Annotated in this window: 29 protein-coding genes and 1 riboswitch; of the genes, 5 read left to right on the top strand and 24 right to left on the bottom strand. The window is 70.9% G+C overall.

Annotation, left to right across the window (positions count from 1 at the left end):
- Nucleotides 1–56: 56 nt before the first annotated feature.
- Nucleotides 57–533 carry a nitroreductase family deazaflavin-dependent oxidoreductase gene (locus tag F8566_RS36425; protein ID WP_225993824.1) on the bottom strand — a complete coding sequence of 159 codons (477 nt, stop codon included), beginning with the start codon at nucleotides 531–533 and terminating at the stop codon, nucleotides 57–59.
- A gap of 110 nt (nucleotides 534–643) precedes the next feature.
- Between F8566_RS36425 and F8566_RS36420 the strand changes: the two genes are divergently transcribed.
- On the top strand, nucleotides 644–1849 hold the full coding sequence (locus tag F8566_RS36420; RefSeq protein ID WP_151566419.1) for a cytochrome P450: 1206 nt from the start codon (nucleotides 644–646) through the stop codon (nucleotides 1847–1849).
- Here the strand turns inward: F8566_RS36420 and F8566_RS36415 are convergent.
- From F8566_RS36415 to F8566_RS36390, 6 genes are all read right to left on the bottom strand, one after another.
- Nucleotides 1833–2849 (bottom strand): carcinine hydrolase/isopenicillin-N N-acyltransferase family protein, encoded by a 1017-nt coding sequence (locus tag F8566_RS36415; protein WP_151566418.1) that lies wholly within the window; start codon nucleotides 2847–2849, stop codon nucleotides 1833–1835. The two genes, F8566_RS36420 and F8566_RS36415, sit on opposite strands and share 17 nt — an antisense overlap.
- Nucleotides 2850–2888: 39 nt before the next feature.
- Nucleotides 2889–3122: a hemerythrin domain-containing protein gene (locus F8566_RS36410; RefSeq protein ID WP_151566417.1), complete on the bottom strand. Its 234-nt coding sequence runs from the start codon at nucleotides 3120–3122 to the stop codon at nucleotides 2889–2891.
- Nucleotides 3123–3247: 125 nt separating this feature from the next.
- Complete coding sequence (locus F8566_RS36405; protein ID WP_151566416.1) at nucleotides 3248–3829, bottom strand: nucleotidyltransferase family protein; 582 nt, start codon at nucleotides 3827–3829, stop codon at nucleotides 3248–3250.
- Between the two features lie 19 nt (nucleotides 3830–3848).
- Complete coding sequence (locus F8566_RS36400; RefSeq protein ID WP_151566415.1) at nucleotides 3849–4967, bottom strand: XdhC family protein; 1119 nt, start codon at nucleotides 4965–4967, stop codon at nucleotides 3849–3851.
- On the bottom strand, nucleotides 4951–6138 hold the full coding sequence (locus tag F8566_RS36395) for a vWA domain-containing protein (protein WP_151566414.1): 1188 nt from the start codon (nucleotides 6136–6138) through the stop codon (nucleotides 4951–4953). The genes F8566_RS36400 and F8566_RS36395 overlap by 17 nt, the downstream gene beginning before the upstream one ends.
- Nucleotides 6139–6149: 11 nt before the next feature.
- Nucleotides 6150–7067 (bottom strand): AAA family ATPase, encoded by a 918-nt coding sequence (locus F8566_RS36390; protein WP_225993838.1) that lies wholly within the window; start codon nucleotides 7065–7067, stop codon nucleotides 6150–6152.
- Between the two features lie 104 nt (nucleotides 7068–7171).
- Here F8566_RS36390 and F8566_RS36385 point away from each other — a divergent pair, with 104 nt between their 5' ends.
- Together F8566_RS36385 and F8566_RS36380 are read left to right on the top strand one after the other, a co-directional pair.
- Nucleotides 7172–8419 carry a sulfite oxidase gene (locus tag F8566_RS36385; protein ID WP_151566413.1) on the top strand — a complete coding sequence of 416 codons (1248 nt, stop codon included), beginning with the start codon at nucleotides 7172–7174 and terminating at the stop codon, nucleotides 8417–8419.
- Nucleotides 8420–8551: 132 nt separating this feature from the next.
- Nucleotides 8552–9511, top strand: coding sequence for a D-alanyl-D-alanine carboxypeptidase family protein (locus tag F8566_RS36380; RefSeq protein WP_151566412.1), 960 nt, complete (start codon nucleotides 8552–8554; stop codon nucleotides 9509–9511).
- Nucleotides 9512–9513: 2 nt separating this feature from the next.
- Here F8566_RS36380 and F8566_RS36375 read toward each other — a convergent pair whose 3' ends face one another.
- The 8 genes from F8566_RS36375 to F8566_RS36340 form a co-directional block, all read right to left on the bottom strand.
- Complete coding sequence (locus tag F8566_RS36375) at nucleotides 9514–11136, bottom strand: serine/threonine-protein kinase (protein ID WP_225993823.1); 1623 nt, start codon at nucleotides 11134–11136, stop codon at nucleotides 9514–9516.
- Between the two features lie 176 nt (nucleotides 11137–11312).
- A complete protein-coding gene (locus tag F8566_RS36370) occupies nucleotides 11313–11894 on the bottom strand; it encodes a Uma2 family endonuclease (RefSeq protein WP_151566411.1) in 582 nt (193 codons plus the stop codon).
- Nucleotides 11895–12054: 160 nt separating this feature from the next.
- A complete protein-coding gene (locus F8566_RS36365) occupies nucleotides 12055–12501 on the bottom strand; it encodes a PH domain-containing protein (protein WP_225993822.1) in 447 nt (148 codons plus the stop codon).
- Nucleotides 12494–13369, bottom strand: a complete 876-nt coding sequence (gene hisG / locus F8566_RS36360; RefSeq protein WP_151566410.1) for an ATP phosphoribosyltransferase — start codon at nucleotides 13367–13369, stop codon at nucleotides 12494–12496. Before hisG ends, F8566_RS36365 begins: the two co-directional genes overlap by 8 nt.
- Nucleotides 13370–13412: 43 nt before the next feature.
- The gene (gene ribH, locus F8566_RS36355; RefSeq protein ID WP_151566409.1) at nucleotides 13413–13925 is read right to left on the bottom strand and encodes a 6,7-dimethyl-8-ribityllumazine synthase; all 513 of its coding nucleotides are present in this window, start codon (nucleotides 13923–13925) and stop codon (nucleotides 13413–13415) included.
- On the bottom strand, nucleotides 13925–15235 hold the full coding sequence (locus tag F8566_RS36350) for a bifunctional 3,4-dihydroxy-2-butanone-4-phosphate synthase/GTP cyclohydrolase II (RefSeq protein WP_151566408.1): 1311 nt from the start codon (nucleotides 15233–15235) through the stop codon (nucleotides 13925–13927). The genes ribH and F8566_RS36350 overlap by 1 nt, the downstream gene beginning before the upstream one ends.
- Nucleotides 15232–15879, bottom strand: coding sequence for a nicotinamide riboside transporter PnuC (gene pnuC, locus F8566_RS36345; RefSeq protein ID WP_151566407.1), 648 nt, complete (start codon nucleotides 15877–15879; stop codon nucleotides 15232–15234). The genes F8566_RS36350 and pnuC overlap by 4 nt, the downstream gene beginning before the upstream one ends.
- On the bottom strand, nucleotides 15876–16523 hold the full coding sequence (locus tag F8566_RS36340; RefSeq protein ID WP_151566406.1) for a riboflavin synthase: 648 nt from the start codon (nucleotides 16521–16523) through the stop codon (nucleotides 15876–15878). The genes pnuC and F8566_RS36340 overlap by 4 nt, the downstream gene beginning before the upstream one ends.
- An 82-nt stretch (nucleotides 16524–16605) precedes the next feature.
- Nucleotides 16606–16736: riboswitch (FMN riboswitch) on the bottom strand.
- A gap of 166 nt (nucleotides 16737–16902) precedes the next feature.
- Here F8566_RS36340 and F8566_RS36335 point away from each other — a divergent pair.
- Nucleotides 16903–17331 carry a DoxX family protein gene (locus F8566_RS36335; RefSeq protein ID WP_225993821.1) on the top strand — a complete coding sequence of 143 codons (429 nt, stop codon included), beginning with the start codon at nucleotides 16903–16905 and terminating at the stop codon, nucleotides 17329–17331.
- A gap of 44 nt (nucleotides 17332–17375) precedes the next feature.
- Here F8566_RS36335 and F8566_RS36330 read toward each other — a convergent pair whose 3' ends face one another.
- Nucleotides 17376–17801: a DUF6069 family protein gene (locus F8566_RS36330; RefSeq protein WP_151566405.1), complete on the bottom strand. Its 426-nt coding sequence runs from the start codon at nucleotides 17799–17801 to the stop codon at nucleotides 17376–17378.
- A gap of 113 nt (nucleotides 17802–17914) precedes the next feature.
- Between F8566_RS36330 and F8566_RS36325 the strand changes: the two genes are divergently transcribed.
- Nucleotides 17915–18364 carry a MarR family winged helix-turn-helix transcriptional regulator gene (locus F8566_RS36325; RefSeq protein ID WP_151566404.1) on the top strand — a complete coding sequence of 150 codons (450 nt, stop codon included), beginning with the start codon at nucleotides 17915–17917 and terminating at the stop codon, nucleotides 18362–18364.
- A gap of 37 nt (nucleotides 18365–18401) precedes the next feature.
- On the opposite strand, the gene F8566_RS36320 is transcribed toward F8566_RS36325, so the two are convergent.
- The 8 genes from F8566_RS36320 to F8566_RS50360 form a co-directional block, all read right to left on the bottom strand.
- Entirely contained in the window at nucleotides 18402–19055 is a 654-nt protein-coding gene (locus tag F8566_RS36320; RefSeq protein WP_151566403.1) for an HAD-IA family hydrolase, read from the bottom strand.
- Nucleotides 19043–19720 carry a ribulose-phosphate 3-epimerase gene (gene rpe / locus F8566_RS36315; protein WP_151566402.1) on the bottom strand — a complete coding sequence of 226 codons (678 nt, stop codon included), beginning with the start codon at nucleotides 19718–19720 and terminating at the stop codon, nucleotides 19043–19045. Before rpe ends, F8566_RS36320 begins: the two co-directional genes overlap by 13 nt.
- A gap of 12 nt (nucleotides 19721–19732) precedes the next feature.
- Nucleotides 19733–20686, bottom strand: a complete 954-nt coding sequence (locus F8566_RS36310) for a phosphatase PAP2 family protein (protein WP_151566401.1) — start codon at nucleotides 20684–20686, stop codon at nucleotides 19733–19735.
- A 70-nt stretch (nucleotides 20687–20756) separates the two neighbouring features.
- Nucleotides 20757–21659: a PPK2 family polyphosphate kinase gene (locus tag F8566_RS36305; RefSeq protein WP_151566400.1), complete on the bottom strand. Its 903-nt coding sequence runs from the start codon at nucleotides 21657–21659 to the stop codon at nucleotides 20757–20759.
- 76 nt (nucleotides 21660–21735) lie between these two features.
- The gene (locus tag F8566_RS36300) at nucleotides 21736–23154 is read right to left on the bottom strand and encodes an RsmB/NOP family class I SAM-dependent RNA methyltransferase (protein ID WP_151566399.1); all 1419 of its coding nucleotides are present in this window, start codon (nucleotides 23152–23154) and stop codon (nucleotides 21736–21738) included.
- A complete protein-coding gene (fmt, locus tag F8566_RS36295) occupies nucleotides 23154–24092 on the bottom strand; it encodes a methionyl-tRNA formyltransferase (protein ID WP_151566398.1) in 939 nt (312 codons plus the stop codon). The genes F8566_RS36300 and fmt overlap by 1 nt, the downstream gene beginning before the upstream one ends.
- Nucleotides 24093–24153: 61 nt before the next feature.
- Complete coding sequence (gene def / locus F8566_RS36290; protein WP_151566397.1) at nucleotides 24154–24699, bottom strand: peptide deformylase; 546 nt, start codon at nucleotides 24697–24699, stop codon at nucleotides 24154–24156.
- Between the two features lie 85 nt (nucleotides 24700–24784).
- A complete protein-coding gene (locus F8566_RS50360) occupies nucleotides 24785–26635 on the bottom strand; it encodes a hypothetical protein (protein WP_192810040.1) in 1851 nt (616 codons plus the stop codon).
- Between the last annotated feature and the right edge of the window lies 1 nt (nucleotide 26636).

Raw genomic sequence — 26636 nt, 5'->3', positions numbered from 1 at the left:
TCGCTTCAGGGCTGGGCCTACTTCAGGGCAGGGCCTACTTCGCTTCGGGGCAGGGCTTAGACGGGTTCGAGGATGACCACCGGGATCTCGCGGTCGGTCCACGACTGGTAGTCGTCATACGGCGGATACATCTCGACCAGGCGGGGCCACAGCTCGGCGCGTTCATGCTCGTCGGCGGTACGGGCGCGCATGGGACGGCGGTGGCGGCCGATCTGCACCAGCACGTTCGGGTTGGCCCGCAGATTGAGGTACCAGAGCGGGTGGCGCGGCATGCCTCCCTGTGAGGCCACCATGATCACCCGCTCGCCGTCCTTGAGGTAGAGCAGCGGCACGGTCCGGTGCGTGCCGGACTTGCGGCCGATCGTGGTCAGCAGGCAGACCGGCGGCGCGTTGCGGATCTGCCCCTGCATCCGGAACCGGCGGCCGATCAGACCACCGGTGAGTTTGAAGATCGCCACATGGAACGCGCTCCCCCGCTTGAGCATCGTCGTCGTGCGCGGCTCGTCGAGGTAGGCGGGGCGCGGCTTCGGCACGGTGACCTCCGAGAGGTGGTCGGCGGGTGATCCATTCTGCCACCACGGACCATGATCACGATTGGGTGTAGGGGTTTCTCGGGCAGGGGCGGCGCGGTTATGGTCCCGGCGTGACCGAACCAGCGCTCGTGCCGTTCACGCCCGGTCCGCAAGGACGCCTGCCCGCCGAGTTCGCCCGGCGTCACCGGGAGGAGCCGCTCGGCCCCGTCCGGCTGCCGAGCGGCGACAGCGCGATCATGGCGGTGCGGTACGAGGACGTCGTCACGATCCTGTCGGACCCGCGCTTCACCCGGGAGCTCAACTACCCGGGGGCTCCCCGCATGGTGTCCGGGATGGACGTCTCCAGCGACCCCGAGCAGATGCTGAACATGGACCCGCCCCGGCACACGCGGCTCCGGCGGCTGCTGTCGGGCACGTTCACACCCCGGCAGATCACGGCGTGGCGGCCGCGGGTGCGCACCATCGCGAACGAGCTGATCGACGGCATGCTCGCGCAGCAGGGTCCGGTCGACGTCGTGGAGGCGCTGGCCTTCCCGCTGCCGATCCAGGTGATCTGCGACATCATGGGCGTCGAGGGCATCGACACCGAGCGTGTCCGGGGCTGGTCAGACGACCTGCTGTCCACGGCCGCGCTGACGCCTGACCAACGTATCGAGTCGGCGTTCGCGTTCGCCGTCTACATGGCCGAGCTCATCACGGCGCACCGCGCGGCGCCCGGCGACGGGTTGATCGCCGCGCTCATCCAGGCCCGGGACGAGGACGGCAACGACCGGCTCAACGACGATGAGCTGACCCGCATCGCGATGACGCTGGTCGCCGCCGGTCACGAGACCACCGCCTCGGTGCTGAGCCGGGGGTTGCTGCGGCTGCTCGAACCCCGTGAACGGTACGAGGCGCTGGTCGAGTCGCCCGCGATGGTCGAGCACGCCGTGGAGGAACTGCTCCGGATGGAGGTGCCGGGCGACGCGGGCCTGCCCCGGGTCGCCAAGGAGGACGTCGAGCTCTCGTGCGGCGTCGTCCGGAAGGGCCAGGCGGTGCTGTCGCCGCCGCTGGCCGCCAACCACGACCCGGAGGTCTTCCCGGACCCGCAGGAGTACCGCCCCGGCCGCGAGGGCACGGGACACATCGCGTTCGGACGCGGCGCGCACTACTGCCTGGGCGCCAACCTGGCCCGGATGGAGCTGCAGGAGGCGCTCTCGGCGCTTGTCGAACGGCTGCCCGACCTCGCGCTCGTCACGCCGGCCGCCGACGTTCCCTGGACGACCGGCCACCTCGTCCGGCGTCCCGAACGGCTCCTGGTCAGGACGCGAGCTTGACGCGGTGGATCCGCCGGTAGTCGCGTCCCAGCGCGAGGCTCATCTCGCCGTGCCGTAGCTCGTACACCGCCGACCAGCGGGTGTGCCTCTGCGCCACCTTGGAGAGCAGATCCATCGCGCCTGCGGGATCGAGCCGCCCTCCGGTGCGGCGCATCCGGTCAGCGATCGTCCGGTACCGGTCGTCCGCCTGCCGCTGGCGTTCGTCCGCGGTCGAGAGCACGAAGTTGACCATGTCGTGCCAGTCGCCCGTGCTCGGGATCACCTTCATCTCCCCGTCCACGAACTCGATGGCCGCCGCCTTGCCGCGCGCGTCGGCCAGCAGGTAGTGCAGCGGCGGCTCGCCCTCGGCGAAGTTCACGTTGTAACGACGGAAGACGGCGACCGCCTCGTCCACGGTCCGTGCCTGGTCGAGAGCGAGCCGCTGGATGCGGGCGCTGCCCACCACGGGGCCGCCGGGCACCTTCGGTGCCTTCGCCGAGTCCACCGCGGCCATCCCGACCGCCAGACCGTGCTGGTTGACGCCGTCGAACGGGATGCCGACCGCCTTCAGCATCATGCGGCGCAGCTCGTCGTCCCCGAGAAGCCGCTTGGCCGCGCCCTGGTCGATGCCGAGGTAGGAGATGTCCACCAGTGAAAGGGACGCCGGAGCGTTGGGCGGCTTGGCGGTGAGGAGCAGCGCAGGGTTCGGCCCCCAGTCGAAGTTCCGGCCGAACAGCGGCCCGCGCGACCCGTGCCCGGCGAGGAACAACGAGCAGGCGAACGGCCGGGAGATCGGGGCGAGCGCCGTCGTCTGCCGCAGCGGGTCGTACGGCCCGTACAGCGTCATCGCGAAGAGCGGGTGATCCGGGTCGATCAGCCGCAACGTCTTCAGGCTGCGCTCCTCGTCGCGCGTCAGCGCGCTCTCGGCCTTGTCCGCGGAGCCGCGCCGGCACGCGGTGGCGAGCCCCGCCGCAGGCAGCCCGAGCAACACGGCCCGCCGCGGCAGGTGAACGATGCTCATGATTCCTGCTAACACCGAACGGCCGCCCAGGCAAGGGCTTCAGGCTTCCGGGGGACGGCCGATCTCATCGGGGGTGAGCGTGTTGAGCACCGCGACCAGCTCCTTCTCCTCGTACGCGAAATGCGCCTCCAACTCATTGGTCATCCGGTCGAGCTCGGCCAGGAACCGGCCGGGGTCGGCGGTGTCCAGCTCGTCGAGCAGTGCCTTGATGTCGTCCTTCACCCGGGCCACGGCGACGTGCTCGCGGCGCAGCCGGTCCAGCACCGGGGTCAGCCCCGGGAACCGGTCAGTTTTGCTTGCAAAGCAAAGCTATTTATAAAACAAAGGTATGTCAACGCGTGGGCGGATGATCCGGCGTGCTCGGTTTCCTCAACCGGCGAAGGCCTCCTCAGCCGGCCTCAGTCGGAGAAGGCCGCCAGATCTTCGGGGGTGTCGATGTCGTCGGGCGCCGCGACGTCCTCGCAGGGCACGGGGGTCACCAGGTCGGCATGGGAGCGCAGGAAGGGCCGGGCGCCCACATCCCCCTCGGCGGTCTCCGCGACCGCCGAGAAATGGGCGCGGACGAAGAGCACCGGGTTGCGCGGCTTGCCGCCGTACGTGGCGACCGCGACCTGCGCGCCGCCGTCGTACGCCTCGATCAGGCGCCGCACGGCCGCAGTGGTGATCCGTGGCTGGTCGACCAGCGTCACCACGACGGCGGGGCAGGTGGGAGGCAGCTCGCCCAGCCCGATGCGCAGCGAGGACCCCATGCCGGTGCGCCAGCCGGGATTGGTCACCACGACCGCGCCCATGACCTCCAGCTCGGCGGCGCCGGTCACCACGACCACCGGCGAGCAGCCCGCCTCCCGCAACACGCGCACACCCCGGTCGACCAGGCGTTCGCCGCCGAGCTCCACCAGCGCCTTGGGCCGGCCGAGCCGGCTGCCCTCTCCCGCGGCCAGCAGCAAACCGGCCGGAGGCACCTCACCATGCAAGGTCATCTCGAGAGATTACGGCCTCCTACCCCGTTTCGCCGTGGATCCTGCCGCTGGTGTCGGTCAGCGGCCGCCCGGATCCTCCCCATCTCAGCTGGATCAGCTCCGCCGCGATCGAGACGGCCGTCTCCTCGGGCGTGCGGGCACCGAGGTCGAGCCCGATCGGCGACCGCAGCCGTGCCAGCTCGGCGTCGCCGAGCCCGGCCTCGCGGAGCCGCTTCAGCCGATCGTCGTGGGTGCGCCGCGACCCCATGGCCCCGATGTAGCCCGCTGGGGTGCGCAGGGCGACCTCCAGCAGCGGAACGTCGAACTTCGGATCGTGGGTGAGGACGCAGATCGCCGTCCGCGCGTCCACCTCGATCTCACCGAGGAACTTGTGCGGCCACTTGACCACGACCTCGTCGGCGTCGGGGAACCGCTTGGGCGTCGCGAACACCCCCCGCGCGTCGCAGACCGTCACGTGGTAGCCGAGGAACTTGCCGATCCGCGCCACCGCCGCGGCGAAGTCGATCGCGCCGAAGACCAGCAGGTGCGGCGGTGGCGCGAAGCTGTGCACGAACACCGTGAGCTCGTCGAGCCGCCGCTCCCCCTCCCGCCCGTAGTGCCGCTGCCCCGTCAGGCCCTGCGCGAGCATGCCGCGCGCGTCGTCGTCGACCGCGTCGTCCAGCCGGCCGGCGTACGAGGCGCCCGGCGCCAGCGACCCGGCGGCGCGATCGGGCCACACGATCCGGCGCGCGCCGATCTGGCCCGGCCCGGCGACCACGGTCGCGACCGCGACGGGCTCGCGCGCCGCGATGGACGCGGCGACGGCCCCGAACTCCGGGAAGGACGCGGGCCCGACCGGCTCGACGAGGATGTCCAGAATGCCGCCGCAGGTGAGGCCCACCGCGAACGCGTCGTCATCGCTCACGCCGTACCGCCGCAGCACCGGCTCGCCGGATCCGATGACCGACTGGGCCAGCTCGTACACGGCGCCCTCGACGCACCCGCCGGACACGCTGCCCGCCACCTCGCCGGACGCCGACACGGCCATCGCCGCGCCCGGCGGCCGCGGCGCGCTGCGGAAGGTGTTGACGACCGTGGCCAGGCCGAACGTCTCGCCCGTCTCGTACCAGCGCACAATGTCATCAAGCACGTCGCGCATTAGCGCTCCTTTCTTCGAGGGGGGACGACCCCCCACGCCCCCCGGAGCGCGTAGGAGGCGGCTTCGCCGCCGATGGGGCGCCGCCTATCAGCCGGGCCAAATCCTCGAGCGCGCCAAGGCTGTGCCCGGAGGTGAAATCGTCGATGTACGGGAGGGCGGCCGCCATCCCGGCGGCCAGCGGCTCGTAGCCGGGCCTGGCCTTATGCGGGTTGGCCCACACCACGCGGTGGGCGAGCCGGTGCAGCCGTGCCATCTGGGCGCCGAGCAGCCCGGCGTCGCCGCGTTCCCAGCCGTCCGAGGCGATGACCACGACCGCGCCCCGGGCCAGGCCGCGTTGCCCGAACCGGTCGAGGAACTCCCTGAGCTCCTCCCCCAGCCGCGTGCCGCCGCTCCAGTCGGGGATCGCGGCGGACGCGGCCGCCATCGCGGTGTCGGGGTCGCGGTGCCGCAACTCCCGGGTGAGGCGGGTCAGGCGCGTTCCGGCGCTGAACACCTCGACGCCCCGGCCTCCGGCGCGGGCGGCGGCGTGCGCGAAGCGCAGCAGGGCGTCGGCGTACGGGCTCATCGAGCCGCTGACGTCGATGAGGAGCACCACGCGGCGCGGCCTCGTCCGGTGGGCACGGTGGCGCAGCGCCGAGATCTCCCCGCCGCGGCGCAACACCTCGCGGATGGTACGGGCGGGATCGAGGCGGCCGCCGGCCGCCGGTTCGAAGCGGCGGGACCGGCGCTGCTCGGCCGCTGCGGCCAGGAGCGCGATGAGCCGGTTGACCTCGGCGCGCTCGGCGGCGTTGAGCTTCGCGACGTCGCGGTTGCGCAGCACCTCCACACCGCTGGCTGTGGCCAGGCGCACGTCCGTCGCCCGCTCCTCTCCGGCGGACGTCCGCGGGCTGGGGACCACCATGTGGCGCCGGACGGCGGGCGGTGGAACGCGGCGTCCGGAACGGGCCGTGCGACCGCCGAAGTAGGCGGCGAAGCAACGGTCGTAGCGGGCGATGTCCTCGGGGTCGGCGCACAGCGTGAACCGGCCGGCCCAGTAGACGTCGGCCGGATCGAGCACGTCCAGATGGTCGAGCGCGCCCAGCATCGCCTGGACCCGTTCGGTGTCGGCGGGGCCGCCCGCCGCGCGCACCGTACGGGCGAAGCCGATGATCGTCTCAGTGCCGTCCCGCATGCGTGCCGCCCTCACCCTCCGTCGATGAGGGCGGCCAGGCCGTTCTTGACGACCCGTTCCTGATCCTCGCGGTACTTCAGCACCGCGCCCAGCGTGACCGCCGCCGTCGCGGGATCGAGCTCGCGGGCGCCGAGCGCGACCAGGGCCTCGGTCCAGTCCAGGCTCTCGGCGACCCCGGGCGGCTTGAGCAGAGCTCCACCGGCCGGCTGGGCCCGCAGTTGCTGCGCCGCCCGCGCCACCTGGCTGGCCAGCCGCTCGGCGGCGCCGGGCAGGCGCCGCCGGATGATCGCGACCTCGCGCTCGTAGGAGGGGTGCTCCAGCCAGTGGTAGAGGCAGCGGCGCTTGAGGGCGTCATGCACCTCGCGGGTGCGGTTGGAGGTGACGACCACCACCGGCGGCACCTCGGCCCGCACGGTCCCGAGTTCGGGGACCGAGATGGTGAAGTCGCTCAGCACCTCCAGCAGGAACGCCTCGAACTCGTCGTCGGCGCGGTCGATCTCATCGACGAGAAGCACGCTCGGCACGGTCTCGAGCGCCTGCAGCAGCGGCCGTGCGAGCAGGAAGCGCCGGTCGTAGAGCTCGCCCTCCAGCCGGTCGACGTCGGCGACCCCGGCCGCCTCAGCGGCGCGCAGATGGAGCAGCTGGCGCGGGAAGTCCCAGTCGTACAGCGCCTGCGCCGCGTCCAGGCCCTCATAACACTGCAGGCGGATCAGCGGCGCACCGAGGACCGCCGCGAGCGCCTTGGCCAGTGCCGTCTTGCCGACCCCCGCCTCCCCCTCCAGGAACAACGGCCGCCGCATCCGGAGCGCGAGGAAGCCCGCCGTCGCAAGGCCCTCGTCGGCCAGGTAGGCCTGCTCGTCCAGAAGCCGTTGAAGGTCGCCGGGAGACTCGATGCCGGATTCGACCTCTGGCGCGCCGTTCGCCGCGATTCGCGTCACGCCCTCAGGCTACCCACCACCGATTCGAGGCGAACTCTTCACTTTTCCTACATGGACAGTTGACTTTATGAGGACGGGTGACCCACGATCGCTCCATGGATCACGACCTCACCGACGAGGCCACGTACGAGCGAGTGCGTGCAGAGCAACGGATCTCACGCCGTGGGGTGTTGCGGGCCACCGCCGGGGTGAGCCTCGGCGCCGCGTTCGCCGGAACCCGCACGGCGCACGCGGCGACTCCCCATGTCGGCGGCCCCATCATCAAGCCGTTGCCGCCAGAGCTGTTCATCACGCACGGGACGAACGCCGAGACCCGCTGGGAGGCGTTCAAGGGCACCGGTCAGCACACGCCGGTCGACCGGTTCTTCGCCCGCAACCACGTCGCCACGCCGCTCGTCGACGCGCGCACGTGGCGGCTGAAGCTGTGGGGCAGCGGCCTGCGCGGCTCGCCGGACGCCGGCCACCCGGTCGAGTTCTCGTACGAGGACCTGCTCGGGCTGCGCGCCGAGACCGTCACCGCGTTCATCGAGTGCACGGGCAACGGCCGGAGCTTCTACACCTCGCAGCAGGGGCAGCAGGTCTCTGGCACACCGTGGAAGCTCGGCGCCGTCGGCGTCGCGCGCTGGCGCGGCGTCCCGCTCTCCACCGTGCTCGAACGCGCGGGGCTGACCCGGCGGGCGGTCGACATCCTCCCCCGCGGCCTCGACCCCGACTACGTCGACAAGGGCGAGAACCTCGGACGCGTGCGCCGCCCCCTGCCGATCGCCAAGGCCCTCAAGGACGTGCTGCTCGCGTACGAGATGAACGGCGCGCCGCTCGCTCCCGACCACGGTCACCCGGTCCGCCTCGTCGTGCCGTCGTGGGTGGGGATCGCCTCCATCAAGTGGCTCGGCGACATCGAGGTGTCGGACAAGCCGCTCTTCTCGCCATGGAACACGCGCTTCTACCGGCTGTTCGGGCCGGATCACCCTGCCGAGGGCAGCGCCCCGCTCACCCGGATGAACGTGAAGAGCGCGTTCGAGCTCCCGTGGGACGCGCAGCTCACCGGCCACCGCACGCACGTGCTGACCGGGCGCTCCTGGTCGGCCAACGGGCGGATCCGCCGGGTCGAGGTGAGCGTGGACGCTGGCGCGACCTGGCATCGCGCCAGGACACACGGACCGCAGCCCTCGCGAGGCTGGGTGCGCTGGGAGTTCCCCTGGCGGCCCAAGGCTCCTGGACGGTACGAGCTGCTTGCGCGCGCCGTGGACGAGACCGGCGTGGGACAGCCCGCGATCGCCCCGTACAACACCCTCGGCTACCTCTTCGGCGCGGTCGTCCGGCATCCCGTAACCGTCTCCTAGCGCCTGGCCCTCCTCACCTCCTGACCTCATCCCGCCAATTTGATCATTCCCATTGCGGCGGCGGCCTCCGGGCTGGCAGTCTCCTTTCGCCACTTACGGGGCCTATGTGGCCAATGTGAACGGGGAGCATTCATGGGGTCGACAACACGTTGGACGACGCGTGCCACGGTCGCGGTCGTGGTGACCGCGCCGATCGTCACGATCCCGGTCTCAGCAGAGGCGTCGCCGGCGTCGGTTCCAGCTGTGGCCGCGCCGCCCGCCTCGGCCGCCGCCGGTCCGCGCGGCGTCGCCGCCAAGTCGGCCTATCTCTTCGACAGCGGCACCCGGAAGACCCGCTGGTCCCGCGCCGCCGACACCCGCCGCCCCATCGGCAGCATCACCAAGGTGATGACCGCCATGGTCGTCATCCGCGCCGGCAAGCTCGACCGGAAGATCACGGTCAAGAAGAAGCACGTCGACTACGTCTCCAGGTCCGACGGGAGCCGGGCCTGGCTGCGGGTGGGCGACAGGCTCACGGTGCGCCAGCTGCTGAACGCGCTGATGCTGCCGTCCGGATGCGACGCCGCCTATGTCCTCGCCGACGCCTACGGCCCCGGCTGGAAGGGCTTCGTCGCGAAGATGAACAAGACGGCCCGCCAGCTCAAGATGACGCGGACGAAGTACGCCAACTTCGACGGGCTCCCCTGGCCGTCCGGGACCGCGACCAACTCGACCACCCGCGACCAGGTCAAGCTCGCCGACTACGCGATGAAGAACAAGGAGTTCCGCGCGATCGTCGCCCGGAGGTCCTACTCGCTCAAGGCGGGCGGCGGGCACGGCGCCTACCGCTGGACCAACACCAACCGGCTGCTGAGCTCGTACCGCGGCACCATCGGGATCAAGACCGGCAAGACCGACCTGGCGGGCTACTCGCTGATGTTCGCGGCCCGCCGCGGCAAGCGCACCCTCATCGGCGTGGTCCTCAACAGCTCGACGACCAGGGAGCAGGCCCGCTTCACCGACGCCATGAAGATGCTCAACTGGGGCTTCGGCGTCCGCACCACGGGCGTCCTCACCGTCGCGCCCGTGCCGCCCGGCGCCAACGTGGACTGACGTCAGCCCTGCTTGACCCGGTGCACGATCGTGCCCTTCTGGTTGGCGGCGAGGTAGCCGCCACCATAGGGGCCCGACAGGTAGAACATCATGACGGGCTTCTTGCCGTAGAAGGTCCAGGCCGGATTCACGATGATGTACCGGGTTTTCGGGTTGGTGACGCCAAGGGTCTTCTCCGCTTCGCGGAAGAGCACCGGGACCTTGTTCCAGTTGAAGGTCCTGAGATCGACGAGGCCGTCGTCGGAACCGATCGTGCCGCCGGCACGCTGCCGTGATGCCCGCCCGTCCCGGTACCGGTACTCGTCGTAGAGCTTCTTGTTGGCGCGCAGGGGCGCCTTGGCGAACGCGTACTCGGGATAGACCGTGAGCGACATGAATTTCTTGCTCCCGGTGACCTTCTCGAACTCCGCGATCACCTTGCGCATGCCGGCCGGGCTCAGGAGGTTGACCGTCACGACCGGTTTCGGCACACCGCTCCGGTCCGTGTCCCCCTCGCCGGCCCCCGACCCCTGCCGTTCGCCGTCGAACAGGTTGGTGAAGACCACGAACACGGCGAGCAGCAGCACCCCCGCCAGGGCGATCGCACTGATGGGAAGAGCGATGAGGACCACGTTGAGCCGCCGCGACGACCGGCGAGGCGGAAACCCCGGGCCCGTCGAGTGCCCGAGCCCCTGGCCCGTGGGTTGCGCGAGACCCGGCCCGGTGGGACGGCCGTGCGGAAACTGCGGCTCGGCGGGCGGAGCGGGCGCCGGAGGCGGCGGAAACGCGAACGGCTCGGGAGTGGTCGTCCCACGGCCGACCGCGGCCTCGGCGAGCATGCGGTCCAGTTGCTCCGCCGTGGGACGCGCCGCCGGGTCAGGGACCAGCACGGCCCGCAGCACACCGGTCAACGCCCCCGCCCGCACCGGCGGCGGAACCTGCGCACGCAGAACGGCGGCGAGCGTGGCGGCCGTGGTGGGACGTCGCATGGGGCTGTGCCCCTCGACCGCGACGTACAGCAGCATGCCGAGCGACCACAGATCGGAGGCCGGGTTGCCCTCCTCGCCGTGCAGCCGCTCCGGCGCGATGTATTCGGGCGACCCGGCCAGCCCACCGGTCATGGTGAGCCGGGACGCCTCATCGATGGCCGCGATCCCGAAATCCGTCAGCACCGGACTGCCGTCCGTCCGCAGCAGCACATTGGCGGGCTTGACGTCGCGATGGCAGATCCCCGCCTCATGCGCGGCCCGCAGCGCCCCCAGAACACCCCGGCCGATCACCGCCGCCTCCGCAGGCGACAGATCACCCTCGGCCAGCCGCCCGCTGAGGGAGCCGCCACGCACCAGCTCCATGACGAGCCACGGATAGTCCATGTCGGGCTCGTCGATGATGTGGTGGATGCGGACCACGTTGGGGTGGTCGATCCGGGCGAGCGCCCGTGCCTCCCGCAGCACGCGCTCGCGCATCTTCCGCGCCAGCTCCGGGTCCTCCCGGGCCGGGTCCGACCCGGTCGGGCGCACCTCCTTCAGCGCCACCTCGCGATGCAGAGCCAGGTCGCGGGCGCGCCAGACCGTGCCCATGCCCCCGCTGCCCAGTCGATCGACCAGCTCGAACCGGCCGTCCACCACCCTTTGTCCCGACGTCACGGCGCTGATCCTAGAGCCCCGGACCGACACGCACCTGCACGAACCACCCTTTCCCGAGATTCAGGAAAGGTCAGATCCTTCACGACACTCGCGGACAATCGCAAGGAACGTGTCGCCCGACCGCAGGACGGACCTGTCACCGATAACAGTCAAACAGGCGCGCGGCAGGATTCGAGCTAGCGGCGACCGACGGCGTTGAGGTCGATCTCGATGTCGAAGGGCACGGAGACCTTCAGGCGGTCGTGGTGAATGCCGCTCGGGGCATAGCAGCCGGTGGCGGGGTCACGTTCGTACACGTAAACGACGGTGCGGCCCTCGTCGTTCTCGACGCGCCAGAAATGCCGGATCCCCGCCGCCGCGTACTTGCGTGGCTTGGTATCGCGATCGCGGTCCTCAGACTCCGGTGAGACCGCCTCGACGACCAGCACGAGGTCGTCAGGGAAGTAATACGTGGATGGCTCGTCCCGCTCGTATGCTTCGGCGGTCACCACCAGCACATCGGGCTCGGGCACTTGCCGCTTGCCCAGCCGGACCGCCATTTCCCGATCGGCTCTCAGGTGTTCAGGTGCCTGCCGGTCCAGCTCATTGGTGAGCATGCCGACCACGCGACTGTGCCACTTCTGCTGCGGGCTCACGAAGACGAGGCTCCCGTCGATCAGCTCCGTGTGCCGGGGAAGCTCACGCATCTTCAGGAACTCATCGGCGGTGAAACCGCCCGGCGGGGGGATGACCCAGTCTGGCAGCGGTGCAGCACCCATGTCGTCACTTTCTGCTTCGCCGTGCTGACGGAACGGGATCGCGTCAGAGAAGCACAAGCCCTGGGTCCATCCTACGCAGGGCTCTACCTGTCTAATGGGCACATGGCCGTCTGGATCATGCCCGCCGGGGCGACGAGCCGACGGGACCAGGGCATCCCGGTCATTGTGGGTCGGGGGCTTCGCCGCGCTGGCGGACCAGGGCTTGGAGCTCGGCCAGCTGGCGGGCGGCCAGGGCCTTTTCGGTGCCGTTGATGCCCATGGCGCCGAAGGAGGTGCCGTCGGCCAGGTCAAGGGTGGGCCAGGGCTCGCCGACCGACATGGTCACGTCGAGGACTTCCGGCCACTCCAGGCGGCGGGTGCGGAAGGCGTTGACGACGGTGAGGCCGGACTCGTCGGCGGCCACGTGGCAGCGGGCGAGCATGTGCAGGACCCAGGCGACGACCAGGCCGAACACGATGATGAGGATGCGGTCGAACAGCTTGAACTGCGGCGCCACCATCACGGCGAGCACGATCATGCCGAGCACGATCGCGCCCGCCGTGATGTAGGCGACGATCCGGGTGGTGCGGGGGCGCCACACGGTCGGGAGAGCCGGCGCGTCAGTCAACGATCTTGGAGATCGGGATCTCGAGGATGTCGTGGGCGCCGGCGGCCTTCAGCGCCGGGATGAGCGTGTTGACGCCGCGCTTGGCGACCACGCTCTCCACCGCGCTGGACTCGCCGCCCGCGAGCGAGGTGACCGTGGGCGAGGACATCGACGGCATGATGTCGAGCACCGCCTGCAGGTCGGTGGCCGCGACGTTGAGCTTGAGCAGCACGTTGCCGCGGGCGCGGATCGCGCCCTGCAGGAGCAGGGCGATGTCCTCCATCGCGGCGCGCTTGTCGGCGTCCTCGTAGGCCTCACGGTTGGCGACCAGCTCGGTGTAGCTGGTCAGCAGCGTGTCGAGGATGCGCAGGCCGTTCTTGCGCAGGGAGGAGCCGGTCTCGGTCAGGTCGACGATCGCGTCGACGATGTCGGGCACCTTGGCCTCGGTGGCGCCGTACGAGGGCACGACCTTGGCCTTGACGCCGTGCTGCTCCAGGAAGCGCTTGGTCATCGCCGGGAACTCGGTGGAGATCCGCACGCCCTCGGGCAGGTCGGAGACCGACTGCCACGGCGCGTCGTGCGGGACCGCCATGATCACGCGGACCGGGTTGGAGGTGGCCTTGGAGTACTTCAGCTCGCCGAGGCTCACGACATCGGAGTCGGTCTCGGTGATCCAGTCGCGCCCGGTGATGCCGAGGTCGAACAGACCCTGCTCCAGGTAGGTCGGGATCTCCTGCGGGCGCAGCACGCGCACCCGGTCGATGCGCGGATCGTCGATCTGCGCGCGGTAGTCGCGGTCCGAGGCCCGGCGGATGGTCAGGTCGGCGGCGTCGAACAGCTCAAGGGTCGCCTTTTCGAGTGAGCCCTTGGGCAGGACGAGAGACAGCACGGTGAAGCCTTTCGGTGGGATGTCGTACAGGAGTCCGGGATGGTCAGGAGCTCAGATGCTCCGCGTCGTGCCCGGCGTGACCGTGATGCCGCAGACCTCGCAGGGTCAGAGCCGTGTCGAGTGCGGCCACAGTCGCCTCCCATCCCTTGTCTTCGTGGCTGTCGGGCAGCCCGCTGCGATCCAGTGCCTGCTCAATGGTGTCACATGTGAGCACCCCGTTGCCCACCGGAGTCGCCTCATCGAGCGCGACGCGGGTCACACCGGCCGTGACCGAGTCGCACACGTAGTCGAAATGGGCGGTCTCGCCCCGGATCACGGCGCCGAGGACCACGACCGCGTCGAGGTCGCGGGCCAGCTGCTGGGCCACGACCGGGAGCTCCAGCGCCCCCGCGACCCGTACCGCGACCGGTTCGGCGACGCCGCAGGCCTTGGCGGCGTCGAGGGCGCGTTCGAGCAGGCGGTCGGTGATCTGCCCGTGCCAGCGGGTGCAGGCGATGCCGAGGGTCAGGCCCCCGGCGTCGACGGTACGGTCCTCGGGACGTCCTGCTCCGCTCATCAGAGGCCCTCGATCTGGTGTCCGAGACGGTCCCGCTTGACCGTCAGGTAACGGCGGTTGTGCTCGGTCACCACGACCGGCATGGGCTCCCTGCCCCGGACCTCCAGGCCGAAGCCCGCCAGGCCCTGGAGCTTGGCCGGGTTGTTGGTGAGCACCCGGATCGAGCGTACGCCGAGGTCGAGCAACATCTGGGCGGCATTGGAGTACTCGCGCGCGTCGGCGGGCAGGCCGAGCTCCAGGTTGGCGTCCACGGTGTCGGAGCCGTTGTCCTGCAGCGCGTACGCCCGAAGCTTGGACAGCAGGCCGATCCCCCGGCCCTCATGCCCGCGCAGGTAGAGGACGACGCCGCGGCCCTCGGCGCTGATGCGTTCCATGGCCGCGTCCAGCTGGGTGCCGCAGTCGCAGCGGTCGGAGTGCAGCACGTCGCCGGTGAGGCACTCGGAGTGGGCGCGGATCAGCACGTCCTCGCCGTCACTCAGGTCGCCGTAGACCATGGCGACGTGCTCGCCGCCGTCGATGGCGCTGGCGAAGCCCACCGCGCGCCACATGCCGAAGCGGTTGGGCAGCCGGGTCTCCACGACCCGCTGGACCATCGACTCGGTGCGCTTGCGGTATTCGACGAGCTGCTCGATGGAGATCAGCTTGAGACCGTGCTCCTTGGCGAACACCTGGAGCTCGGGCAGGCGGGCCATGGTGCCGTCGTCGTTGACCACCTCGGCCAGGACGCCGGACGGGTGCAGGCCGGCCAGCCGGGCGAGGTCGACCGAGGCCTCGGTGTGGCCACGGCGGCGCAGCACGCCACCCGGGTGGTAGCGCAGGGGGAAGATGTGACCGGGCCGCACCAGCTCGTACGGTTCCGTCGCCGAGTCGCACAGCGTACGGATCGTCTTGGCGCGGTCGGCCGCCGAGATCCCCGTGGCCACCCCGTCGCGGGCGTCGACGCTGACCGTGTAGGCGGTGCGCATGCGCTCGTTGTTCTGCGCGGTCATCAGCGGGATCTGCAGCCGGTCGAGGTCGGCACCCTCCATCGGCACGCAGATCACACCGCTGGTGTAGCGGATGGTGAACGCCAGGAGCTCGGGCGTCGACTTGGCCGCCGCGAAGATGATGTCGCCCTCGTTCTCGCGGTCCTCGTCGTCGACCACCACCACCGGCTTGCCGGCCGCGATGTCGGCGATCGCGTCCTCGATCGAGTCGAAGATCCCGTTGTCGCCGACCACGTCGCTGATCACGTCGTCGCCGGCCGTGTCGTCACTGATCACGTCGTCGCTGCTCACGTCGTTGCTGATCGTGCTGTCGCTGCCGCTCATGCGGTCACCGCCTTGTTCCGTGGGCTCGTCCGCACCTGGCCCCGGGCCTCCCGGAGCCAGTTGCGCAACCCGACCATCACCATGACGAAGAAGATCCCGTAGACCGCCGCCGAGACGTACAGCCCGGACTTGAGCGCCAGCGGCACCCCGACCAGGTCCACGAGCACCCAGATGATCCAGAAGTCGACCAGGGCGCGGCTCTGGGCGAACGTCGCGACCGCGCTGCCGACGAAGATGTAGGCGTTCGCCCACGGGGACCAGGCCACCTTGAGCCAGTCGAGGTGGATGAACAACTGCGCCACGACCGTGGTGCCGATCGCCAGCGCGGCCAGCAGCACGAGGCGTTCGCGGAGCGTCGCCTGGCGCACCACCAGCCCGTGGTCCGAACGTTTGCCGCGCGACCAGCTCCACCAGCCGAAGAGCGCCAGCCCGATGAAGAGCACCTGCTTGAGCGCGTTACCGGGAGCCGCCGCGTGCCAGGACGCGGCGAGCAGCAGCAGGGCGCCGGTCAGCTGCACCGGCCAGGTCCAGATGGTCTTGCGCATGGCGAGCCACACGACGGCGAGCGAGAGCGCGTTGCCGATGAGATCGGTCCACAGAATGTGCTCGCCGAAGAGCGTGAAGCTCGCGTTCAGCCAGTTCACGCGGCACCACCGGCCGCAGCGCCTCCGAGGCGCTCACCGCTGTGCCCAGTGCGCGCCTCCGGCACGAGCATGCGCTCCACGTACTTGGCGACCACGTCGACCTCGAGATTGACCGGGTCGCCGGGCTTCTTGTGGCCGAGCGTGGTGAGGGAGAGCGTGGTGGGGATGAGCGCCACGCTGAAGCGGTCGGCGCCCGCCTCGACCACGGTGAGGCTGATGCCGTCGATGGTGATCGAGCCCTTGTCGACCAGGTAGCGACTCAGATGCGAGGGGAGCGAGAACGTGACGACGTCCCAGCGCTCCCCCGGCTCACGCGAGATGATCTGGCCGACGCCGTCCACGTGGCCCTGGACCAGGTGGCCGCCGAGGCGGTCGGCCAGGCGCACGGGACGTTCGAGGTTGACGCGCGAGCCGGGCTCCAGCGCGCCGAGGCTGGACTTGTCGAGGGTCTCCTGGATGACGTCCGCGGTGAACGTCTCGTCCTTGACGTCGACGACCGTGAGGCAGACGCCGTTGACCGCGATCGAGGCGCCGTGCACGGCGTCCTGGGTGACGAGCGGACCGCGGATCGTCAGCTTCACCGAGTCCGATACGGACTCGATGGCCTCGATCTCGCCGAGCTCCTCGACGATGCCGGTGAACATCTCCCGGGCCTCCTCATATGCCTGTGCATAGGGGCTCCGGGGACGTACGACGAAACACAGCGCCCCTGAATCCAGGGGCGTACAGCGCGCTGCCTCCCATCCGGACTTTAACCGTCGGTCCCGGAGTTCCACCGGGTCAACCGGCCGATGGCTTCGGCCGGGTCGCGGACTGTCACCGCCGGTTCGGAATTTCACCGACCCCGGAGCACGCGTTTCACTGCTTGGCAACCAGTGTGCCATGCATTGCATTCCCCGCTGTATGTGAGGATGCCCACGGCCACATTTGGCCAACCAAGCGCTCGTTAGGTTGTATCATCCGTCGTTCAATCTTCAACTTCCGGCGTTAACGATCGCAAAGCGTGGGTAAAAGGGGCACACGATGATCCTCCGGGAGGAATCGATGGACGTCATCGCACTGATCGGCCGCATCCTCTTCACGGTCGTCTTCCTCGGCGCCACGATGGGTCACCTGACATCGGCCGATGCCATGGCGGGTTACGCCGCCAGCAAGAAGCTCCCTCAGCCCAAGCTCGCGGTGCAGGTCTCCGGCGTCTACGTCGGAGTGGCCTCGGTCCTGCTCATTCTGGGCATCTGGCCGGACCTCGCCGCCCTGGCGTTCGTCCCGTTCCTGGTGCTGACGGCGGTCCTCTTCCATGACTTCTGGAAGCAGGACGACCCCGAAACGCGCCAGATGGAGCAGATCCAGTTCAGCAAGGACGTGTCACTGGCGGGCGGCGCACTCGGACTCTTCGCCCTGTACGCCTCGGACGCCCACCCCGGACTCAATCTCGTCGGCCCGCTCTTCTGACCCGCACACGCCGGCGGCGGTGAGACCGCCGCCGGCGCCATGCGTCACTCGGGCCTGCCCCCTGTACGCCAGAAGCCCGGAATGAGGACTGCGCCGACCACCAGGTGGAGCAGGGCGAGCGTGACCTTCGTGCCGTCGGTGGCCTCGACCTGCAGTACCGGCACGAACGAGAGCACCAAGATGCCGGAGGCCACGACCGTCCAGACGACCCGGGCCTGGGCCGGGACGAACCGTTCCAGCACCGCGAGGAACGCCCAGCCCAGCAGAGCCGGAACGAACGAGAAGAACACCATCTGCCCGGCTCCGAGTTCCATCGCCTCTCGGCCCGGCTGCTGGACGACGAGGTCGTCCTGCCCGAACGCCAGCGCGGCGACCGCCCAGACCGCCACCGTGGCGAGCACCGTCGCCACCACCGTGATGAACCTGGCGCGCAGCCGCGCTCCCGTCCCCCGCCGTGTCTCCGTGACCATCCGCACTCCCTGGGATCCGACATTGTTGAGCACCTCAACCTTTGAGGAGCATAAAGGAAATACTTGAGTACCTCAACATTCGAGTGCACCAACGGCTGCATATGATCGGAGACATGCACGCCGAGAGCAGCCCGACCAGCCGTGAGCTTCTGGAGCTCGTCTTCCAGGTCGCCGGGCGGCTGCGCGAGGGTTTCACCCGTACCGCCGCCGAGCTGGACCTGCCGCCCACGCAGGCGCAGGCGCTCGCCTCGCTGGAGGGTTCCGCGCGCATGCGCGACCTCGCGGAGGTCCTGGCCTGTGACGCCTCCAACGTCACCGGCATCGTGGACGGCCTGGAGCGACGCGGCCTGGTCACGCGCCAGCCCGACCCTGCCGACAGACGGGTCAAACACCTCGTGCTGACCGAGGAGGGCGAGCGCAGGCGGGCTGCCCTCCTCGCCGAGAGCGCCCGCAGCGCGGACGAGGTCTTCGATCTCCCCGAACGCGATCGGCTCGCCCTGCGCGACCTGCTCAAGTCCCTCGTACCAGCCGACTGGCACGCAAGCTGCGACCCCCGCCAGTGACCCCAGCCGACAGCCGACTGCGGCTGCGGCCGCCTCCTCAGTTGTTTTCGGGCAGGACCAAGCCGGTCCGGGTGGCTCTGACCGATGCCAGGTCGGGAAGGATCAGGTCGGCCTCGGCCAGGTCGCCGGACGGGTGGCTGGTGGTGACGGCGATGACGGTGGCACCGGCCGCCTTGCCCGCGCGGATGCCCGCGGGGGCGTCCTCGATGACGGCGCACTCCTCTGGCGGTACCCCCAGGCGGCGGGCGGCCAGCAGGTAGCCCTCGGGGTCCGGCTTGCCGTGCGTGACATCGTCGGCGGTCACGATGACCTCGGGCAGCGGCACGCCGGCAATCTGTGTGCGTGCTCGCAGCTGGCCGGTGTCCATCGAGGTCACGATGGCCCAGGGCAGGCCGTTCATCGCGTTCAGCAGATCCAGCACGCCCGGCAGCGCCACCACGCCGCCCTCGGCGAGAAGCTCGGCCTCCAGGGCGTCCAGGCGTTCGGTGGCCGCGCGGACCTCCAGAGGTGGCAGGAACTCGGCGATCCGGTCGCTGGTACGGCGGCCGTGAGCGCCCGCCAGGAACTCCTCCGCGTCGATGCCGTAGCCGCCGGCCCAGGCGTGGGCGGCACGTTCGATCAGCGGGGTCGAGTCGACGAGCGTTCCGTCGGTGTCGAACAGGACCGCCGAGCAGGGGATCACAGTGCCCATGCGGCGGAGTCGGTGGCCTGCTGGGCCTTGCCGCGGAGCGCCCGCACCGCCTCGGCGGGGTCGTCGGCCCCGTAGACGGCGTTGCCCGCGACGAAGACGTCCGCGCCCGCCTCGGCGCACCGCTCGATCGTCTCGGCGCTCACGCCGCCGTCGACCTGCAACCACAGGTCGCGGCCCTCGATCATCTTCCGGGCTCGGCGCACCTTGGGCAGCACCACGTCGAGGAACTTCTGCCCGCCGAAGCCCGGCTCGACCGTCATGAGGAGGAGCATGTCGATCTCGCCGAGGAGGTCCTCGTACGGCTCGACGGGGGTGGCCGGGTTGATGCCCAGCCCGGCGCGCGCCCCGGCCGCCCGGATCGTCCGCAGCGTGCGGACCGGCGCCTTGGCGGCCTCGGCGTGGATGGTGACGCTCCCGGCGCCGGCCTCGGCGTACTGCGGCGCCCAGCGGTCGGGATCCTCGATCATGAGGTGGCAGTCGAGCGGCAGCGCGCTGTGCTTGAGCAGGGCCTCCACCACCGGCAGGCCGATGGTCAGGTTGGGCACGAAGTGGTTGTCCATCACGTCGACGTGCACCCAGTCGGCGGCGTCGGAGATGAGCGCGACGTCGTCGGCGAGCTTGGCGAAGTCGGCGGACAGGATGCTGGGTGAGATCTGCGGAGCCATGATGGCCCGAGTCTATAGCGGCGTTTCCGTGAGCTCCTCACCCGGCCGGGTGAGAGGGCGGGGGGTGGAACGGGTGGCCAGCCCGAGCCGGACGAACGCCTCGGGCGCGCCGGCCGCCACCCACAGGCTCAGCAGCGCCTGGATCACGAATCCGGGCACCGGGTCGGCGGTGCCGAACGGGAGCCCGAGCCCATAGATCACCACGACTCCGAGGACGCCGACCGGGATCCGGGCCAGCCGCCGCCAGGTCTCCCCTCCCGTCTCGAACCAGCCGCGCGCGTTCAGGCAGGAGAGTCCGGCGAGGACTCCGAACAGCGCGCCCGCCGCGGAGGCCCCCGCATACTGGCTCACCGGCTCGGGACTGCCGCCCGCGTCCACGATCGCGCGAGCCCAGGGCTCGGGCCACCGCCATCCGTCCAGAGAACGCACGGCGGTCCAGGAGGCCGCCAGGCACAGCCCCGACACCGCCAGGCTGAGCGCGAACTGGAACATGAGCGGCTGCCGCGCCCACAGCGGCACCAGTCGCGGCGCACCCCACAGGGCCAGCACCGCCAGCGTCAGCCCGATGGCCCAGCCCGCCAGAACCTGGCCGACCGAGTGCACGCCCAGGTAGACCCGCGAGACGCCGATCATCAGCACCATCACGGTCGCGATCGCCCACACGGCCCGGCGGACCGAACGGAGAGCCAGGTACCCGTAGAGCGCCCCCGCACTCTGCGCATGGCCCGAGGGCATGCCGAACGAGTCCCGCACCTCGTGCGCGGTGACGGACGGGTCGGTCCAGAACGGCCGGGGCTCATTGAAGGTGAGCTTGAGAACGTTGTTGAGCAGCCCGCTCACCGACATGAGCACCGCCAGCCGGGCGCCCAGCCTGGTGTCCACGCACCAGAAGACGACCACCAGCAGTGGCACGAAGAGCGCCGCGCTGCCGATGAACGAGATCAGCTGCATGAATCCGGTGAGCACGAAGGTCCCCCAAGGTCCACGTCCGTCGAATCATCGGTCGAATCATCGAGGCTACCCAGCGGGCGCGGGGCTATGAGCCGGCCACACGAGCCTTCTCGGACTCGAGGTCGAAGTCACCCGGAGGCCAGTGCGGGCCGAGCCCCTCGCACACCTCCATCAGCAACATCATGATCGCGTAGTTGCGGTACCACTTGCGGTCGGACGGGATCACGTACCAGGGGGCCGCCTCGGTGTTGCACTTCTCCAGCACGGCCGAGTACGCCTGCTGGTACTCATCCCAGCGCCGGCGTTCCTCGACGTCCTGCGGGTTGTACTTCCAGTGCTTGGTCGAGTCCTCAAGCCGCGCCATGAGACGTTCCTTCTGCTTCTCCGAAGAGATGTGGAGGAAGCACTTCACGATGGTGCAGTCATCCAAGGCCAGCCGTTCCTCGAACCGGTTGATGGTCCCGTAGCGCCGCGCCCATACGCGGCGCGGCACCAGTTCCCGCACGCGGGCGATCAGCACGTCCTCGTAGTGCGAACGGTCGAAGACGCCAAGATGGCCGGGCTGGGGCAAGGCCCTCCGGATCCGCCACAGGAAATCGTGGCTGAGCTCCTCCCTGGTCGGAGCCTTGAACGATTTCACCTGGCAGCCGTAGGGGTTGAGCTCGCCCACCACGTGTTTGACCACGCCCCCCTTGCCCGAGGTGTCCATGCCCTGCAGAACGAGCAGCACCCTGCGCTGGTCACCTTCGACCTGGGCGCATGCGTACAACTGCTCCTGGAGTTCGGCGACGCGCTGCCCGAGGCCGGTCATGGCGTCGCGGGTGGCGGACTTGCCGCCGGGCGCGCCGGGTGTCGCCGCCGTGTCGAACCCGCTCAGATCCACCGGCCCCGGCGGGCAGCGCAGCAGCTCCCGGAACGGCGTGCGCTCGGCGGCATCCTTCACCGCGTCCTTCGCCGCGCCCTTTTTGCCCTTTTTCTTGGCGCCCATCTAGCAGTGATCGCCCACGGGAGGGCGACGAAACGTCGCGTGCGGCGCAGGTCTCAGATCATGTGCGGCGCAGGTCTCAGATCCGGCGCAGCAGGGCCATGAACATGGCGTCGGTGCCGTGCCGGTGCGGCCAGAACTGGGCGTACGACCCCTCGCCGATCCCTTCGAGCCCGGGCGACACCTCGCGGAGCACCGCCGGCGTGTCAAGCCGTTCCACGCCGTCACGGCCGCGCAGGACGTCGTCCACGACGACGCGGGTCTCGGCCAGGTGCGGCGAGCACGTCACGTACGCGACCACCCCGCCTGGACGGACGGCCTCCAGCGCGCTCTCCAGGAGCTTGCGCTGGAGCGGGCCGAGCTCGGCCACCGACGCGGGACCGCGCCGCCAGCGCGCCTCCGGCCGGCGCCGTAGGGCTCCGAGGCCGGTGCACGGCACGTCGAGGAGGACCCGGTCGAACGAGCCGGGCCGCCACGCCGGGGCGGTCCCGTCGGCGACGATCACGGTGGCGCGATCGGTCACCGCGCCCCGCACGAGCCCGGCCCGGTGCGGCTGGAGGTCGGCGGCGAGCAGCCGGGCGTCGCGTCCGGCGGCGACGGCCGACAGCAGGCCCGCCTTGCCTCCGGGACCGGCGCACAGGTCGGCCCAACGGGAATCGGAGCCGTCCAGGGGCGCGGCGGCCAATGCCAGCGCGACGAGCTGGCTGGCCTCGTCCTGGACGGCCGCCCTGCCCTCACGCACGGCGAGGATCGCGGCCGGGTCGCCCTCGGGCAGCAGGGCCGCGTAGGGCGAGTGGGGAGCGGGTTCCGCGCCCGCCTCGTACAGCTCCTCCAGCGTGGCCCGGCCGGGCCGGGCGACGAGGGTCACGCGGGGCCGGTCGTTGTCGGCGGCGAGCAACGCGTCGATCTCGTCCCCGTCCGGGCCGAGCGCGTCGCGGAGCGCGGAGACGATCCAGCGCGGGTGGCTGTGGGCGATCGACAGCCGTTCGGTGGGGTTGCCGCCCTCGGGCGCGACGATCGTCAGCCAGCCGTCGAGGTCGCGCGTGGCCACCTTGCGCAGCACCGCGTTGGCGAACTTGGCCTGCCCCGGCCCGGAGACCGACCGCGCCAGCTCGACGGCCGTGGCCACGGCCGCGTGCGCGGGGATCCTGGTCGCCAGGAGCTGGTGGGTGCCCAGCCGCAGCACGTCGAGCAGCGGGCCGTCGACGCGGCGCAGCTCGCGGTCGCTGCAGAGCGCCAGCACGGCGTCGTAGGTGCCGCGGCCGCGCAGCGTGCCGTAGGTCAGCTCGGTCGCCAGCGCGGCGTCGCGGCCGGTGAGCCCGCGTTCGCGCAGCCGGGTCGGCAGGAGCAGGTTGGCGTACGCGTCGCGGGTCTCCACGGCCCGGATGACGTCGAACGCGGTGCGGCGGACGAGGTCCTCGGGCCGGCCGGTGCGGCGCGGCGTACCGGGTCTGCGGTTCCGGTCGCGGTCGCCGCGCCGGTTTCGGGTGGGCGGCATCAGCTGAAACGATCCTCATCGGTGAGTGGGTGGCCGCGGGTCCAGTCCACGGCGTTCATGCGGCGTTTGCCGGGCGGCTGCAGCTCGCCCAGGACCACCGGGTGCGTGCCGGTGCCGACGAGGACCTCCTTCTTGCCCGCGCGCAGCTCGCCGGGCGCCAGCGGCCCGGCATCCGGCGCGGCGTCGGGTGCGGGCCGGACCGGGCCGAGCTTGACGCGCTCGCCGCGCAGCGTGGTCCAGGCGCCCGGCGCGGGTGTGCAGGCGCGGATGAGCCGGTCGACCCGCATCGCGGGCGCGGTCCAGTCGACCCGGGAGTCCTCGGGGGTGAGCTTGGCGGCGTACGAGACGCCCTCATCCGGCTGCGGCCGCGCCTCCAGCACGCCCGCCTCGATGCCGTTCATGGTGTCGAGGAGCAGCTTGGCGCCGGCGACCGCCAGGCGGCCGAGGAGGTCGCCGGTGGTGTCGGCGGGCAGGATCGGCTCGGTCAGCACGCCGTAGACCGGCCCGGTGTCCAGGCCCTCTTCGATCTGGAACGTGGCCGCGCCGGTGACGTCGTCGCCGTGCAGGATCGCGTGCTGGACGGGCGCGGCACCGCGCCACGCCGGCAGCAGCGAGAAGTGCAGGTTGACCCAGCCGTGCCGCGGGATCTCCAGCGCGGCGGGCCGCAGCAGCGCCCCGTACGCCACGACCGGGCAGCAGTCGGGCGCGATGGCCCGCAGCCGGTCGAGGAACTCCGGGTCGCTCGCCTTGGCGGGCTTGAGGACCTCGACCCCGGCCTCCTCGGCGCGCCGCGCCACCGGGCTGGCGACCAGCTTGCGCCCCCGCCCGGACGGCGCGTCGGGCCGGGTGACCACGGCGGCCACCTCGTGACCGGACGCCAGCAGCGCCTCCAGAGACGGCACGGCGGTCTCTGGTGTCCCTGCGAAGACGAGACGCATCAGGCTCGCGCCCCATCTCCGGTGTCCCTGCGCTGCGCTGATTCATTGGCGAGCTTCACCGTCAGAGGGCCTTCCCGAAGGTGCGGTGCGGGGACTCCTTGACGACCGGCACCGGGTCGCCGAACCACTCGGCCTCGCGGATGGCCTTCATCGCGGCCTTGCGCTGCTCGGGGTCCATGCGGTCGATGAAGATGATCCCGTCCAGATGGTCGGTCTCGTGCTGGACGCAGCGGGCCAGCAGATCGGTGCCCTCCAGGGTGATCGGCTCGCCGTGCATGTTGAAGCCCTTGGCGACCGCGCGGTAGGCGCGGGGGGTGGGGAAGCTCAGCCCGGGGAGGGAGAGGCAGCCCTCCTCCCCGTCCTGCTGCTCCTCCGACAGGTCCAGCGTGGGGTTGACGACGTGACCGAGACGGTCGTCGACGTAGTAGGTGAAGACCCGCAGGCTCACGCCCAGCTGGGGCGCGGCCAGGCCCGCCCCGGGAGCGTCGATCATCGTGTCGGTGAGGTCCTTCACGAGCTGGCGAAGCTCCTTGTCGAAGTCCTTCACCGGCTCGGCCGGGGTGCGAAGCACAGGGTCACCGAAGAGGCGGATGGGCTTGACGGCCAACGGGGACTCCGTTTCCTGCAGGTGCGTTCAGAGCGAGGTCGTGGTGCGAGTGAATGGAGACCTACCCGACCAGTCTACGGAGATCTCAGGCACCGCCCTGACCAGAGCGGGCCTTGTAGGCCGCCTTGCGTGCCGCCTTGGCGACGCCCTTGTCCGGAACGTGGTCGCCCAAGGCGGTGAGCACGTCGGCGGTGTCGGGGTGCTCGCAGCGCCACATGTCGTCGATCATGGCGCCCAGCTCGACCTCGGCGGGGGCGTCGGCCAGGGCCGCGGCCACCGCCTCCGAGGGCTCGGCGGTCTCCAGCATGCCCGCGACCGTGTCGACGAACATCCAGACGAACTCCCGGCCCTCCAGCTCGATCGGCGCGCCGGTCTTCTGGTTGAGCCACAGCGCCGCGTACGGGCGGACGAGCGGGTGATCCCCGGCACCCCGCAACTGCGGGGCGATCTCCGGGCCCATCCGGTGCAGCACCGCCGCGGCGAGGTTGCGGGCACCCGGCCCGCCGTTGCGCATGACCTCCAGGAGCTCGGCCGCGGCGGGCTCGGCGTCCCGGCCCGCCAGCCAGCCGGCGATCTCCTCGTCGGCGGTGTCCTGCCGGTGCCAGGTCAGCCCGGCCACCAGGTCCGCGGCGGTGGACTCGGCGAGATCGCCCACCACCGGCGCGACGAAGCCGTCCGCGAGCAGCAGCTCGCGCACGCCCCAGACGCCGAGCGGGGTGAGCGCGTAGCCCTCACCGGCGGCTTCGAGGACGCCCCACCCGGCGAGGTCGGCGAGCTCCAGGTCGAGGGCCTGCCGTGCGGCGGCGGCCACCGCGTGGCCGTCGGAGAGCTCGTAGGCCGCCATGACGTGCTCGATCAGGACGTCGGCCAGCACCTTGGCGGACGAGGGCGACTCCTGCTCGTACAGGTGGATGAGGACCCCGGTGAGCTCGTTCTGCACCAGCTCGATCGCGTCGAGGCCGTCCTCGCCCTCATGCTCGGGAACGGCCACCGCGTCGAACAACCGCAGCCAGACGCCGAGGATCGTCTCGTCGTCCCCCGCCGTGAGATCCGCCAGCGAGGGCCCTGCGACCGCCGTGCCACCGGTCGTCCGGAGCACCTCGGACTCGAGCGCGGCCCACCAGAGCCGGTCGAACTCGGGGAGGTCGGACTGGTCCTGGACCGGCGCGCCGGCGGCCCGCCGCGGGGTCTCCAGGCCCAGTTCGGCCACGGCCGTCGCCGCGTCGTCGCCGCCGAGGTCGCCGAACTCGGTGACGGGACGGTCCACCGCCCACTCGGCGATAGCGCGGACCTGGGCGGTCAGCGCCGACGCGCGGGCGGCGGCGGCCAGCTCAGCCTCAGGCGCCAGGCGTACGGGCGGGACGACGAGTTCCTCCGCCTGGCGCAGGTACTCCTCGGTGCGGGCGTACCGTTCGTCCTCGGGGAGCGCCTCGAAGGCCCGCACCCATTCCTCGACCGCGTCCTGGTCGTCGAGCGCGACGCCGTCGGCCGCCATCATCGCGGTGATCACCTCGGCGGCGGCCTGCCGCTCGGTGGTGTCGGTCTCCGCGACGACCTCGGCGAACTCCGGCGCCAGCCGGTCCAGCTCGGCGCGCAGCGCGACGGCCTGCCCGGCCGGGACCTCGCCGCTCTCACCGAGGAAATCGATCAGCGTGTCCACGGTCGCCAGGATCGCGGGCACCTCGTCGGCCCCGGCGACCACCTCGTCCGGGAAGACCTTGAGCAGCAGATCCCCGAGCCGCGCCGGGGTCAGCTCCGCCGCCGCGGCGAGCCCCAGCTCCTCCCTGGCCAAGTCCAGGAGCAACAACGCGCCCTGTACGTCGACCGGCTGTTCGTCGACCGGCTGTTCGTCGGCCTGCATGCCATCCGCTTCGGCGCGGCCGTCCGCCCAGCGCTGAAGATCATCGCTGAGGTTCTCCACCCAGTTGTCTGCCACG

The organism is Actinomadura rudentiformis (genome assembly GCF_008923185.1).
GTDB classification, from domain to species: domain Bacteria; phylum Actinomycetota; class Actinomycetes; order Streptosporangiales; family Streptosporangiaceae; genus Spirillospora; species Spirillospora rudentiformis.
Note: the sequence above shows the minus strand (reverse complement) of the source record. Positions and strands in the feature narration are given on the sequence as shown.

What these genes read in the sequence shown, in the direction of transcription:
- F8566_RS36415 (WP_151566418.1), bottom strand. Translation starts at nt 2,849, where the DNA reads ATGAGCATCGTTCACCTGCCGCGGCGGGCCGTGTTGCTCGGGCTGCCT.
- F8566_RS36405 (WP_151566416.1), bottom strand. Translation starts at nt 3,829, where the DNA reads ATGACCTTGCATGGTGAGGTGCCTCCGGCCGGTTTGCTGCTGGCCGCG.
- F8566_RS36400 (WP_151566415.1), bottom strand. Translation starts at nt 4,967, where the DNA reads ATGCGCGACGTGCTTGATGACATTGTGCGCTGGTACGAGACGGGCGAG.
- F8566_RS36395 (WP_151566414.1), bottom strand. Translation starts at nt 6,138, where the DNA reads ATGCGGGACGGCACTGAGACGATCATCGGCTTCGCCCGTACGGTGCGC.
- F8566_RS36385 (WP_151566413.1), top strand. Translation starts at nt 7,172, where the DNA reads ATGGATCACGACCTCACCGACGAGGCCACGTACGAGCGAGTGCGTGCA.
- F8566_RS36380 (WP_151566412.1), top strand. Translation starts at nt 8,552, where the DNA reads ATGGGGTCGACAACACGTTGGACGACGCGTGCCACGGTCGCGGTCGTG.
- F8566_RS36370 (WP_151566411.1), bottom strand. Translation starts at nt 11,894, where the DNA reads ATGGGTGCTGCACCGCTGCCAGACTGGGTCATCCCCCCGCCGGGCGGT.
- ribH (WP_151566409.1), bottom strand. Translation starts at nt 13,925, where the DNA reads ATGAGCGGAGCAGGACGTCCCGAGGACCGTACCGTCGACGCCGGGGGC.
- F8566_RS36350 (WP_151566408.1), bottom strand. Translation starts at nt 15,235, where the DNA reads ATGAGCGGCAGCGACAGCACGATCAGCAACGACGTGAGCAGCGACGAC.
- F8566_RS36340 (WP_151566406.1), bottom strand. Translation starts at nt 16,523, where the DNA reads ATGTTCACCGGCATCGTCGAGGAGCTCGGCGAGATCGAGGCCATCGAG.
- F8566_RS36335 (WP_225993821.1), top strand. Translation starts at nt 16,903, where the DNA reads ATGATCCTCCGGGAGGAATCGATGGACGTCATCGCACTGATCGGCCGC.
- F8566_RS36330 (WP_151566405.1), bottom strand. Translation starts at nt 17,801, where the DNA reads ATGGTCACGGAGACACGGCGGGGGACGGGAGCGCGGCTGCGCGCCAGG.
- F8566_RS36325 (WP_151566404.1), top strand. Translation starts at nt 17,915, where the DNA reads ATGCACGCCGAGAGCAGCCCGACCAGCCGTGAGCTTCTGGAGCTCGTC.
- F8566_RS36320 (WP_151566403.1), bottom strand. Translation starts at nt 19,055, where the DNA reads ATGGGCACTGTGATCCCCTGCTCGGCGGTCCTGTTCGACACCGACGGA.
- rpe (WP_151566402.1), bottom strand. Translation starts at nt 19,720, where the DNA reads ATGGCTCCGCAGATCTCACCCAGCATCCTGTCCGCCGACTTCGCCAAG.
- F8566_RS36305 (WP_151566400.1), bottom strand. Translation starts at nt 21,659, where the DNA reads ATGGGCGCCAAGAAAAAGGGCAAAAAGGGCGCGGCGAAGGACGCGGTG.
- F8566_RS36300 (WP_151566399.1), bottom strand. Translation starts at nt 23,154, where the DNA reads ATGCCGCCCACCCGAAACCGGCGCGGCGACCGCGACCGGAACCGCAGA.
- fmt (WP_151566398.1), bottom strand. Translation starts at nt 24,092, where the DNA reads ATGCGTCTCGTCTTCGCAGGGACACCAGAGACCGCCGTGCCGTCTCTG.